This is a genomic window from Enterobacter sp. 301B (assembly GCF_003850715.1).
In the GTDB taxonomy this organism is placed as follows: Bacteria; Pseudomonadota; Gammaproteobacteria; order Enterobacterales; family Enterobacteriaceae; genus Enterobacter; species Enterobacter intestinihominis.
On record NZ_PQTC01000003.1, the window covers coordinates 249329 to 261422 of the forward strand.

The 12094-nt window shown below is 55.2% G+C and carries 13 protein-coding genes; 8 read left to right on the forward strand and 5 right to left on the reverse strand.

Annotated features, from left to right (window positions below):
* The first annotated feature begins 3 nt into the window (after positions 1–3).
* From tatB to tatD, 3 genes are read left to right on the forward strand one after another with little or no spacing between them, the layout of a single operon-like run.
* Positions 4–546: a Sec-independent protein translocase protein TatB gene (gene tatB, locus C3451_RS05435; RefSeq protein WP_045621347.1), complete on the forward strand. Its 543-nt coding sequence runs from the start codon at positions 4–6 to the stop codon at positions 544–546.
* Between the two features lie 2 nt (positions 547–548).
* The gene (gene tatC, locus C3451_RS05440; protein WP_022646678.1) at positions 549–1319 is read left to right on the forward strand and encodes a Sec-independent protein translocase subunit TatC; all 771 of its coding nucleotides are present in this window, start codon (positions 549–551) and stop codon (positions 1317–1319) included.
* Between the two features lie 41 nt (positions 1320–1360).
* Positions 1361–2143: a 3'-5' ssDNA/RNA exonuclease TatD gene (gene tatD / locus C3451_RS05445; RefSeq protein ID WP_045621349.1), complete on the forward strand. Its 783-nt coding sequence runs from the start codon at positions 1361–1363 to the stop codon at positions 2141–2143.
* On the opposite strand, the gene rfaH is transcribed toward tatD, so the two are convergent.
* Positions 2140–2631, reverse strand: coding sequence for a transcription/translation regulatory transformer protein RfaH (gene rfaH, locus C3451_RS05450; protein ID WP_032626529.1), 492 nt, complete (start codon positions 2629–2631; stop codon positions 2140–2142). The genes tatD and rfaH overlap by 4 nt on opposite strands.
* A gap of 172 nt (positions 2632–2803) precedes the next feature.
* Here rfaH and ubiD point away from each other — a divergent pair, with 172 nt between their 5' ends.
* The 3 genes from ubiD (at position 2804) to C3451_RS05465 (ending at position 6875) form a co-directional block, all read left to right on the forward strand.
* Positions 2804–4297 (forward strand): 4-hydroxy-3-polyprenylbenzoate decarboxylase, encoded by a 1494-nt coding sequence (gene ubiD / locus C3451_RS05455; RefSeq protein ID WP_088581798.1) that lies wholly within the window; start codon positions 2804–2806, stop codon positions 4295–4297.
* A gap of 39 nt (positions 4298–4336) precedes the next feature.
* On the forward strand, positions 4337–5038 hold the full coding sequence (fre, locus tag C3451_RS05460; protein ID WP_003860778.1) for an NAD(P)H-flavin reductase: 702 nt from the start codon (positions 4337–4339) through the stop codon (positions 5036–5038).
* A 217-nt stretch (positions 5039–5255) separates the two neighbouring features.
* On the forward strand, positions 5256–6875 hold the full coding sequence (locus tag C3451_RS05465; RefSeq protein WP_063139094.1) for an ABC-F family ATP-binding cassette domain-containing protein: 1620 nt from the start codon (positions 5256–5258) through the stop codon (positions 6873–6875).
* 38 nt (positions 6876–6913) lie between these two features.
* On the opposite strand, the gene C3451_RS05470 is transcribed toward C3451_RS05465, so the two are convergent.
* Positions 6914–7201 (reverse strand): HTH-type transcriptional regulator, encoded by a 288-nt coding sequence (locus C3451_RS05470; protein ID WP_003860776.1) that lies wholly within the window; start codon positions 7199–7201, stop codon positions 6914–6916.
* Between the two features lie 330 nt (positions 7202–7531).
* On the opposite strand from C3451_RS05470, the gene C3451_RS05475 reads away from it, so the two are divergent.
* Together C3451_RS05475 and cspA are read left to right on the forward strand one after the other, a co-directional pair.
* Positions 7532–8242 carry a DUF3053 domain-containing protein gene (locus tag C3451_RS05475; protein WP_045621354.1) on the forward strand — a complete coding sequence of 237 codons (711 nt, stop codon included), beginning with the start codon at positions 7532–7534 and terminating at the stop codon, positions 8240–8242.
* Positions 8243–8485: 243 nt separating this feature from the next.
* The gene (gene cspA, locus C3451_RS05480) at positions 8486–8698 is read left to right on the forward strand and encodes an RNA chaperone/antiterminator CspA (protein ID WP_003860775.1); all 213 of its coding nucleotides are present in this window, start codon (positions 8486–8488) and stop codon (positions 8696–8698) included.
* A gap of 58 nt (positions 8699–8756) precedes the next feature.
* On the opposite strand, the gene ghrB is transcribed toward cspA, so the two are convergent.
* From ghrB to C3451_RS05495, 3 genes are all read right to left on the reverse strand, one after another.
* Entirely contained in the window at positions 8757–9731 is a 975-nt protein-coding gene (ghrB, locus tag C3451_RS05485; protein ID WP_022646684.1) for a glyoxylate/hydroxypyruvate reductase GhrB, read from the reverse strand.
* A 26-nt stretch (positions 9732–9757) separates the two neighbouring features.
* Positions 9758–11038, reverse strand: coding sequence for an MFS transporter (locus C3451_RS05490; RefSeq protein ID WP_001089079.1), 1281 nt, complete (start codon positions 11036–11038; stop codon positions 9758–9760).
* 117 nt (positions 11039–11155) lie between these two features.
* Positions 11156–12094 carry a sugar kinase gene (locus tag C3451_RS05495; RefSeq protein ID WP_022646685.1) on the reverse strand — a complete coding sequence of 313 codons (939 nt, stop codon included), beginning with the start codon at positions 12092–12094 and terminating at the stop codon, positions 11156–11158.

Here is a 12094-nt window from a genome sequence, read left to right on the forward strand (position 1 = left end):
TTCGTGTTCGACATTGGTTTTGGTGAGTTACTGCTGGTCTTTGTGATTGGTTTGATTGTGCTGGGGCCGCAGCGTTTACCCGTTGCGGTAAAAACTGTCGTGGGCTGGGTGCGTGCGCTCCGTTCGCTGGCAACGACCGTGCAGAACGAGCTGGCGCAGGAACTGAAGCTTCAGGAATTTCAGGACAGCCTGAAAAAGGTTGAAAAGGCGAGCATGGACAACCTGACGCCGGAGCTGAAAGCATCCATGGATGAGTTGCGCGAAGCGGCTGAATCCATGAAGCGCTCATACAGCGTTAACGATCCTGAGAAGGCGAGTGATGAAGCAAACACCATCCATAATCCGGTGGTGAAGGGCAGCGAAGAGCAGCGCGAGGGTGTGACGCCTTCCAGCGCGGAACATCATGCTGCTTCGCCAGAGCAATCGCCGCAGGAGCCCGAAGTGAAAAAGCAGGTGCCGCCGGAAGAGCCCGTGGTCAAAACGGCTGAGGTAAAACCCGCCGCGCCCGTTTCCGAATCATCCCCCTCGTCGAGTGATAAAGCGTAAACATGGCAGTAGATGATACTCAACCGCTGATTACGCACCTCATTGAGCTGCGTAAGCGTCTGTTAAACTGCATTATTGCGGTTTTCCTCATTTTTTTATGTCTGGTCTATTTTGCCAACGATATCTATCAGGTGGTTTCCGCACCGCTGATTAAGCAGATGCCGCTGGGCGCAACGATGATTGCAACGGACGTTGCCTCGCCGTTCTTTACCCCGATCAAGCTGACCTTCTGGGTGTCGTTGATTGCCTCTGCGCCGGTCATTTTGTATCAGGTCTGGGCATTTGTGGCACCCGCGCTGTACAGGCATGAACGCAAGCTGGTTATTCCGCTGCTGGTGTCCAGTTCGCTGCTGTTTTATATCGGTATGGCGTTCGCCTACTTCGTTGTCTTCCCGCTGGCCTTCGGCTTCCTGACGCATACCGCGCCGGAAGGGGTACAGGTGTCGACGGACATCGCCAGCTACCTCAGCTTCGTGATGGCGCTGTTTATGGCGTTTGGTGTCGCCTTCGAGGTGCCCGTCGCGATTGTCCTGCTCTGCTGGGTGGGGGTGACCACGCCTGACGATCTACGTAAGAAGCGCCCGTACATCCTGGTGGGGGCATTTGTCGTAGGTATGCTGTTAACGCCACCGGACGTCTTCTCGCAAACCTTACTGGCGATACCCATGTACTGCCTGTTTGAAGTCGGCGTATTCTTCGCTCGTTTCTACGTCGGAAAGGGGCGTACCCGGGACGAAGAAGACGAGCCGTCTGAAGAGACTACTAAAGAATAAAACCAACCGCCCGTCAGGGCGGTTGTCATATGGGGATACGTATGTTTGATATCGGGCTTAACCTGACCAGCGCCCAGTTTGCGAAAGACCGCGATGAGGTGGTGGCGCGCGCCTTTGCCGCCGGCGTGAGCGGGCTGTTACTGACGGGAACGAACCTGTATGAGAGCGAGCAGGCACAGCTGCTGGCGCAACGCTATCAACACTGCTGGTCCACCGCAGGCGTGCACCCTCATGACAGCAGCCAGTGGGCGCATGAAAGCGCTGAGGCGCTTCATCGTCTGGCGGCTACGCCAGAAGTGGTTGCCATTGGCGAATGCGGGCTTGATTTCAACCGTAACTTCTCGACGCCTGAAGAGCAGGAGATGGCATTTACCGCCCAGCTCGCGCTGGCTGCAGAGCTGGGGATGCCGGTGTTTATGCACTGTCGCGATGCGCATGAACGTTTTCTGGCGCTACTGGACCCCTGGCTGGAGAAACTGCCAGGCGCGGTGTTGCACTGCTTTACGGGCTCCCGTCAGGAAGCGCTGGATTGCCTGAACCGCGGGCTTTACTTGGGTATCACGGGCTGGGTGTGCGATGAGCGTCGTGGGCTGGAGCTGCGCGAGCTGTTATCCGTAATCCCGGCCGATCGTTTGTTGCTGGAAACGGATGCGCCGTATCTGTTGCCCCGGGATATGCAGCCCAAACCGGCATCACGACGTAACGAACCGGCTTATCTGGGACACATTGCTGAGCGAGTGTCGTACTGGCGCGGGGAAGATGCGCAGTGGCTGGCAGCCCAAACCGATGACAACGTGCGTCGTCTGTTCGGCGTGCAGTTCTAAACTTTGCGGAAATCGGTGTTTTTAACGCTCTGCAACACCTCTTTGTTCAGCAGGTTGAGCAGCAGCATAGAACGCGCTTCACCGTCTGGTTCAGCGAAGATGGCCTGTAACCCTTCAAAAGCGCCTTCGGTGATCACCACGCTGTCCCCGGCATAAGGGGTTTCCGGATCGGTAATATCTTCAGGCTGCTGGTAGACAGAGAGCTGATGAATAACCGATGACGGTACTCTTGCCGGATGGGCGCCAAAACGTACAAAATGGCTGACGCCGCGCGTGGCGCTGATCGTCGTGGTGTGGATCACTTCGGGGTCGAACTCAACGAACAGATAGTTCGGGAACAGAGGCTCACTGACGGTCGTGCGTTTTCCACGCTGCATTTTTTCAAGCGTGATCACGGGCGTCAGGCAGTTAACAGACTGACGTTCAAGATGTTCCTGTGCGCGCTGAAGTTGCCCGCGTTTGCAATACAGTAAATACCAGGCCTGCATAATCACTCTTCCCATTGTTCGGGGCGCAAGCATACCAAAACCCTGGCGGGATCGCTAAGGTGATTATAATGGCGAAAAAGAGAGTAAGTCGTGGAAGTTCACGCTAATTTAACAAAATTACAGCATCACGCGGTCTTACGCCGTATAATGAAGCGCTTACAGAGAGGCCATGATTAACTGCATGAAATACCACGATCTACGCGACTTCCTGGCGCTGCTGGAAAAGCAGGGCGAACTCAAACGCATTACGCTTCCTGTTGATCCGTATCTGGAAATGACAGAAATCGCTGACCGCACCCTGCGCGCGGGCGGCCCGGCGTTGCTGTTTGAAAACCCAAAAGGCTACGCTATGCCGGTACTGTGCAACCTGTTTGGCACACCTCGCCGCGTGGCGATGGGCATGGGGCAGGAAGATGTCACGGCGTTACGTGAAGTGGGCAAACTGCTGGCCTTTCTGAAAGAGCCGGAGCCGCCAAAAGGGTTCCGCGACCTGTTCGACAAGCTGCCGCAGTTTAAGCAGGTGTTGAATATGCCCACCAAACGCCTGCGCGGCGCGCCATGCCAGCAAAAAGTGCTGGAAGGCGATGCGGTTGATCTGACCAAAATTCCGATCATGCAGTGCTGGCCTGAAGATGCCGCACCGCTGATTACCTGGGGCCTCACCGTGACGCGTGGGCCGCATAAAGAGCGTCAAAACCTCGGCATTTACCGCCAGCAGTTGATTGGCAAAAACAAGCTCATCATGCGCTGGTTGTCCCACCGCGGTGGCGCGCTGGATTTCCAGGAGTGGTGCGCGGCCCATCCGGGCGAACGCTTCCCGGTTTCCGTCGCGCTGGGTGCCGATCCGGCAACCATTCTGGGCGCGGTGACGCCTGTTCCTGATACGCTGTCGGAATATGCCTTTGCAGGGCTGCTGCGCGGCACCAAAACCGAAGTGGTGAAGTGCATCTCCAATGACCTGGAAGTGCCAGCCAGCGCAGAGATCGTGCTGGAAGGTTACATTGAACAGGGCGAGCTGGCACCCGAAGGACCGTACGGCGACCACACCGGCTATTACAACGAAGTGGATAACTTCCCGGTATTCACCGTCACGCACATTACCCAGCGTGAAGATGCCATCTATCACTCTACCTACACCGGCCGTCCACCGGATGAACCGGCGGTACTTGGCGTGGCGCTGAACGAAGTGTTCGTGCCGATCCTGCAAAAGCAGTTCCCGGAAATTGTTGATTTTTATCTGCCGCCGGAAGGGTGTTCGTATCGCCTGGCGGTGGTGACGATGAAGAAGCAGTATGCCGGTCACGCTAAGCGCGTGATGATGGGCGTATGGTCTTTCCTGCGCCAGTTTATGTATACCAAGTTTGTGATTGTCTGCGATGATGACGTCAATGCCCGCGACTGGAATGACGTCATCTGGGCCATCACCACGCGTATGGATCCGGCGCGTGATACGGTGTTAGTGGAAAACACGCCGATTGATTATCTGGACTTTGCCTCGCCGGTTTCCGGCCTTGGTTCAAAAATGGGACTGGATGCCACGAACAAATGGCCTGGCGAAACCGACCGTGAATGGGGTCGCCCGATCGAAAAAGATCCTGCCGTGACCGCGCGAATTGACGCGATCTGGGACGAGCTGGCCATAATGAATAACGGTAAGGCAGAATAAGACCGTTTAGCCCTATAGACTTCCCGACAGAGAGAGCGAATGACAACCTTAAGCTGTAAAGTGACGTCGGTAGATGCTATTACCGACACCGTATATCGCGTCCGTTTGGTTCCTGAAGCGGCATTCTCATTCCGTGCCGGTCAGTACCTGATGGTCGTGATGGACGAGCGTGATAAGCGTCCTTTCTCTATGGCCTCAACGCCAGCAGAGAAGGAATTTATTGAGCTGCATATTGGTGCGTCTGAGCTTAACCTGTACGCGATGGCCGTGATGGATCGCATCCTGAAAGAGCGTGAAATCGTGGTCGATATTCCTCATGGCGAGGCCTGGCTGCGTGAAGACGAAGACCGTCCGCTGATCCTGATTGCCGGTGGTACAGGCTTCTCCTATGTCCGCTCTATTCTGTTGACGGCGCTGGCGCGTAATCCAAATCGCGATATCACCATCTACTGGGGCGGCCGTGAAGAGAAGCACCTTTACGATCTGTCTGAGCTGGAAGCGCTGAGCGTCAATCATCCAAACCTGCGCATTGAGCCGGTTGTCGAGCAGCCGGAAGAGGGCTGGCGCGGGCGCAGCGGTACGGTGCTGACTGCGGTATTGCAGGATCACGGAACGCTGGCCGGGCACGATATCTACATTGCCGGTCGCTTTGAAATGGCGAAAATTGCCCGCGACCTGTTCTGCAACGAGCGTGACGCGCGGGAAGATCGTCTGTTTGGCGATGCGTTTGCGTTTATCTGATTGTGAGACCCGCTTCGGCGGGTTTTTTACGCTCGGGCAATAGCGCTGGTGAAAATTTAACCTTGAAATGGGCGGCGCATTGCCGTTATTCTTGTTCCCGTTAAATTTCGCCCTCAGGAGCGCCCCCCAAAAATGAACAAACACGACTGATGAATTTCGATCCTTGCTCAACGCATCGCGTCGGCAGGGGATGTTTTGATTTCATTCAGGAGTGCTTATGGCTCATTTTGCGCAATCCCCCTCTTTTATTTTGCATCAGGTCACCTGTCAGTTTGCGACGGGCGATATCCTTTTTGGTCCACTGAATCTTTCTCTGGATGCGTCAGTGTGTGCGCTGGTTGGCCGCAACGGCAGCGGTAAAACACGCCTTCTGCGTCTGCTGGGAGGGGTTGATGAACCCGCCAGCGGTCACATTGAGCGCTTTGGTACACACGTCTATGTGGCGCAGCAGCAGGATATTTCTGCGGATACGACTCTTGCCGGACTGCTTGGTTACGACGCGATCTTTGCGGCGCGCACGCGCATCGACGGCGGTCATTATGAACCCGACGATCTCGACACGCTCGATGGTTACTGGGATCTGGCTGAACGGCTAAGCCAGGCTTTTATCGCTGCAAAACTTCCCTCTTTTGAGCCGAACAAACGCGCGGCAGAGCTAAGCGGCGGCGAGCGCATTCGTGCCTTGCTGTGCGGCGCATTCACCGCGGATGCTGATTACCTGCTGCTGGACGAACCGACCAACCACCTCGACAGTCAAGGCCGCGTGTGGTTCTACGAGCAGCTTTCCCGGTATCAGGGCGGGGTGCTGGTGGCCTCTCACGACCGTGAGTTGCTGGCCCAGGTACCGCGTATCCTTGAACTGAGCGCGTTGGGCTTGCGCAGCTACGGCGGAAATTATGCTGACTATCGAACCCAGCGTAATGCTGAGCAACTGGCTGCCCGCGCCGCGCTGGAGCATGCTGCCACCGAACGCAAGCGTACCCGCGCCCGTATGCATAAAGAGCATGACGACAGCCAGCGGCGTTCGGCCAAAACGCTTCGCACGGTCGACAGCCTTAACATCGCCTCGTTTGAACGGGTCAAATACAAAGGGGCGGCGAAAGAGCGGATTGGTTCCTGGAAAAAACAGCATAGCGATCAAAATCATGCCCTGAACGCTGCGGTTAACCAGGCACGCGAGCGGGTTGAAGAGGATAACGCGGTGATGTTTACCCTGCCGGGCAGTGAAATCCCGGAAGGAAAACAGGTGCTGGTGCTGGAAGAACTGGTGCTTCCGCACGTGCCTGTCTCCCCGATAAACTGGCGAATGGATGGCCCGATGCGCGTGGCGCTACGCGGGCAGAACGGCTGTGGGAAATCCACGCTGTTGAAAGTGATGTTGGGCGAAACCGCCCCTGTTACGGGAACCTGTAAGGTCTCCGTCAGATGTGCTTATCTCGATCAGCATCTTTCCCGGCTGGATCTGTCGCAGTCGGTGATGACACACCTTAGCCTGGGCAATACACCGCTCGAAGAGGGGGCGCTGCGTACCCGTTTAGCGCAGCTTCAGCTGGGCGCAGAGAAAGTGACACTTCCACTGGCCGATCTAAGCGGCGGCGAGCGCCTGAAGGCCGCACTGGCCTGCGTATTGTGGCGTGAAGCGGCAACGCAGCTGTTGCTTCTGGATGAGCCTACCAACCATCTTGATCTGGCTTCCGTTCAGGCCATTGAAGCGGCCCTGGCCGATTATCCCGGCGCGCTGCTGGTGGTGTCGCACGATGAAGCGTTTTTAGCAGGATTAAAGCTGACGCATGAGCTGGTGTGGGAAGAGTCGGGATGGCGATGTGAAAGCTTCTAAACACAAGCCCCCGCAAGGGCGGGGGCAAACAAACTTTATCAGGCTAACTGCTTGCGAAGGTCAGGGTTTGCCTGGATCAGGCGCATCAGCTTTAGCTCGGCTGGGGTAGGTTTTTCACGCTTTGACTCCCACTCCAGCACCATCGCTACGCTGACACCCATCGCTCTTGCGAATTCATCTGTTTTCAGGCCCGACCCTTTGCGTAAACGCTCAAATTCACTAAAAGGATTGGACTTTTGATTCAGGGTAACCGTCGGCGGTACATCTTTAAAAATAATCTGTTCCAGGCTGCTCAGCAGCTCAAACTCAGGATCTTTTAATTCCATTGAGAACTCCTCATAAATCACACATCGGGATCATGAACATCAGAGAGCATGTTAAGAATAGTCCCTAAACCAAACACAGGATCGTCACGGTTGTGATTAATTGTGCGATAACGATCGCTTTACCCGTTTCAGCTATATGGATAGTTATGCTAATTACCTGATTAATCATATGTAGGGATGCACAGGTATTTTTTTGTAAATAGTCAGTACAAAAACGGCAATACCCGTTTTGCATGAAAACTCTATCTTGCAAGGCTGACCTGGACTATCCTTGTCAGCGTTGGGCACGCGTGTGCCGGTGTGCGCTTTTTGGGTGAAAGGAGTAATAAAATGGCGACAGGAAAGTCCTGCTCTCGCTGGTTTGCGCCTATTGCGGCGTTGTTGATGGTTGTTAGCCTGAGTGGGTGTTTCGATAAAGAAGGCGATCAGCGCAAAGCGTTTATCGATTTTTTACAGAATACAGTGATGCGTAGCGGCGAGCGTTTACCAACGCTGACTGCGGATCAGAAAAAAAAGTTTGGTCCATTCGTGTCGGATTACGCCATTCTGTATGGCTATTCACAGCAGGTAAGCCAGGCGATGGATTCGGGCATTCGCCCGGTCGTGGATAGCGTCAATGCCATTCGCGTTCCACAGGATTATATGACCCAGCGCGAACCGCTGCGCCAGTCAAATGGCGCGCTTGGGGTACTGAGCCAGCAGCTGCAAAATGCCAAAATGCAGGCTGATGCGTCGCGCTCCGCGTTGAAGCAGGACGAGGATCTCAAGCCGGTTTATGACCAGGTGTATGAGAAAGTCGTGACCAAGCCGTCAAACGCCTTGCAACCACTGATCCCGGCGGCGCAAGTCTTTACTCAGCAGCTGGTTCAGGTGGGTGACTTTATTAATGAGCAGGGTACGCAGGTGAGCTTCGTCTCTAACGGTATCCAGTTCCCGACCTCCCAGCAGGCGAGTCAGTACAATACGCTGATAGGGCCGCTGGCGTCCCAGCATCAGGCCTTTAGCCAGGCCTGGAGCGCAGCGGTCGCTGCAACGGAATAAGAAAAACCCCCGCTTCGGCGGGGTTTTTTTATGCATGATGAAAATAACGCTTGTCATTCTTCTACCATATCGGTATAACTATCTTCGTCGGTTTGTTACACAGACCTAAAGCAGTTTAGTAAAGCAGTCCAGATTGTTATCCATAGATACCCTTCGTAGTGACCCTTCCTTCATCGCTTAAAAATCTGTAACGCAATCCATCAAGCCGGAAGGCACAATATATTTGTTAATAAGGTAATTTCTATGTCTGCTAAAATGACTGGTCTGGTAAAATGGTTCAACGCTGATAAAGGTTTCGGCTTCATCACTCCTGACGATGGCTCTAAAGACGTGTTCGTACACTTCTCTGCTATCCAGAACGATGGCTACAAATCTCTGGATGAAGGTCAGAAAGTTTCCTTCACCATCGAAAGCGGCGCTAAAGGCCCAGCAGCTGGTAACGTTGTAAGCCTGTAAGCTTCCAACCCAGTAGCACAAAATTCAAAAACCCGCCTTCTGGCGGGTTTTTTCGTTTCTACTGTTGTATCTGCGGGTTAACGCAGTTCTTATCCACTTTACCGCCGAGCGCGGCAATCAGGTTATCCACGGCGGTCGCCGCCATGTTGTAGCGTGTTTCATGAGTTGCAGAGCCGATGTGGGGCAGGGCGACGACGTTTGGCATGTTCAGTAGCGGAGAATCCACCGGCAGTGGCTCCTGTTCAAACACGTCCAGACCGGCGGCGTGGATCTCACCGTTTTGCAGTGCCTCAATCAGCGCCTTCTCATCGACCACCGGGCCGCGACCTGCGTTGATGAAAATGGCCGATTTCTTCATCTTTTCAAACGCCGCCCTGCCGATGAGATGACGCGTTTCATCCGTCAGCGGCAGGATCAGGCAGACAAAGTCGGCTTCCTGCAACAACGTATCAAGCTCGCAGTAACGGGCGTTGAAACGTTCTTCAGCTTCAGCGTGATGACGGCGGGCATTATACAGAATGGGCATGTTGAAGCCGAAATGGGCGCGCTGTGCCAGCGCCAGACCGATACGGCCCATCCCAACAATCCCCAGCGTTTTGCCATGTACGTCCACGCCGAACCAGTCCGGGCCAATGCTTTTCGTCCATTCGCCCGCTTTCACGCGCTCAGCCACCTCCACCACGCGACGAGCAGTGCTGAGCACTAGCGCCATCAGCGTGTCGGCGACGGTTTCCGTCAGAGCATGTGGCGTGTGCATCAGCAGGATGTTGCGCGCGTTAAGCGCATCCACGTCGAAATTGTCGTAGCCCACAGAAACGGTTGAGGTTGCACGAAGCTTCGGCATTTTCTCCAGCAGCGCTGCATCCACCTTTTCGCTTGAACCCAGCAGGCCCTCGGCGCAGGCAAACGCGTCGGCGTGCTGTGCCACGGTTTGCGGGCTGAGGTTCTTTACCCGGGTAACGGTAAAGTGTTCCTCCAGGCGTTTTTGCAGATCTTCAGGCAGTGCTTTGTACAAAATGACGGACGGCTTCATGCTAATCTCCGTTGATTTAAAAGGATTCAGGCGTGGCGTGCGCCGACGGGTAGCTGTTGATTATTAGCAGGCTTAACGATCAGAGTAAGCCATACCGAGGCAAAAAGCGCCACCCCCATAAAGATGTAAGAAGCTGAAGGGCTGCCGGTGGCGCCGTTCAGATAGCCCACAAACCACGAGCCAAAGAACGAACCCAGCGCACCCATACTGTTGATCAGCGCCATCGCGCCCCCTGCGACGTTACGCGGCAGCATTTCCGGGATGATGGCAAAGAACGGACCATACGGGGCATACATGGCCGCACCCGCAATCACCAGCAGCGTATACGAGGCCCAGAAGTGGTTCGCGCCTACGGCCCAGGAACCAATGAAGGCAAAAGCAGCGATCAGCAGGAGTGGCCAGACGAACAGCTTACGGTTTTGCAGCTTGTCCGATGCCCAGGAGACGATAATCATCGCGATGGTTGCAGCCAGGTAAGGCACTGATGACAGCCAGCCCACTTCCACCATGCCAAGGTTTTCACCGCCGCTGCGGATAATCGACGGCAGCCACAGAACAAAGCCGTACACGCCAATACTCCAGGTAAAATACTGTGCGCATAGCAGAATAACGTTCCGGGAGCGGAAGGCTTCGCCGTAGTTACGTACCGCTTTCAGCCCCTGCTGTTCTTTATCCAGCTGCGCCTGGAGTGCGGCTTTTTCGTCTTCAGAAAGCCATTTTGCCTGGGCTGGCTTATCTTTCACCAGCACCCACCAGCAGAAGGCCCAGATAATCGCGGGAACCCCTTCGATGATGAACATCTCGCGCCAGCCGAAGGACTGGATCAGATAGCCGGAAACCACCGACATCCACAGCACGGTGACCGGGTTACCGAGTATCAGGAACGTATTGGCACGTGAACGCTCAGATTTTGTGAACCAGTTGCTGATGTAAATCAGCATTGCTGGCATGACGGCCGCCTCAACCACGCCGAGAATAAAGCGAATAGCCGCCAGAGCAGGAATATTATTCACCACGCCAGTCAGCGATGCACATGCACCCCATAAGATCAGGCAGATGAAAATGAGCTTTCGCACGCTGCGGCGTTCAGCGTAAATCGCGCCGGGGATCTGGAAGAAGAAATAACCCAGGAAGAAGAGGGCGCCCAGCAGGGAGGAAACCCCTTTGGTGATCCCGAGGTCTTCGTTGATCCCGGCGGCGGATGCAAAACTGAAGTTGGCACGATCAAGGTACGCCAGGCTGTACGTGATAAACACGATTGGCATGATGTACCACCAGCGTTTTACTGCATTGGTCGAACTGTTCATAGGCTTGCCTCTGTTGTTGAGGTTGTTGCCGCCGTTGTCTGTAGGGTACACGGTGGCTTAATTATCTGGTGCGGATTGCTGCCCTCACCCTGGCCCTCTCCCGCAGGGAGAGGGAATTCAGACTCCGAGCTCTGCTCGTGTTGGTAATCCTTCGCTGTCGCCCTGCACCTGAATCGCCAGCGAACCAATTTTGTTGCCTCGCGCCACGGCCTGCGACAGCGGTTTGCCCTCCAGCAGGGCGCTGATGACCCCGACGGCAAACCCATCGCCCGCACCCACGGTATCGACCACGTTATCGACTTTTACCGCAGCGACGGCGCCTTGCTCGCCGTCGGCAGTTTTGAACCATGCACCGTCAGCACCGGTTTTCAGCACCACGGCTTTTACTCCTTTGTTGAGGTAAAAATCAGCAATGCCTTCCGGCGTGCTCTCGCCAGTGAGGATCATTCCCTCTTTTACCCCCGGCAGTACCCAGTCCGCCTGAAACGCCAGTCGGTTGAGTTTCTCAACCATCTCCGCTTCGCTTTTCCACAGCACCGGACGCAGGTTTGGATCAAAGGAGATCGTTTTGCCCTGCGCTTTCATTGCCGAAGCGGCATGATCGAGTAAATCGTACGAACTGGCCGAGAGCGCCGCCGCCACGCCGCTCAGGTGCAGGTGGCGCGCGGAGGAGAAATACGCGGCGTGATAATCATCCACGGAGAGATGGCTTGCCGCTGAGCCTTTACGGAAATACTCCACGATGGGATCGGTTCCATTTTCAACTTTAGATTTCAGCTGAAAACCCGTCGGGAAGCGTCCGTCGAGGGTCACGCCTGCGGCATCAATGCCCTCTTTTTTCAGCGAGTCGAGTACGAAATGGCCAAAGCTGTCATTTCCCACGCGGCTTACCCAGCCAACATTCAGCCCCAGCCGCGCAAGGCCGGTAGCAACATTCAGCTCAGCACCTGCAACGCGTTTGATAAAGTGCTCCACTGCGTTCAGCTCGCCTGTTTCGGTGGCGACAAACATCGCCATGGCCTCGCCGATGGTGATGACATCCAGCGTCTTGTGCAT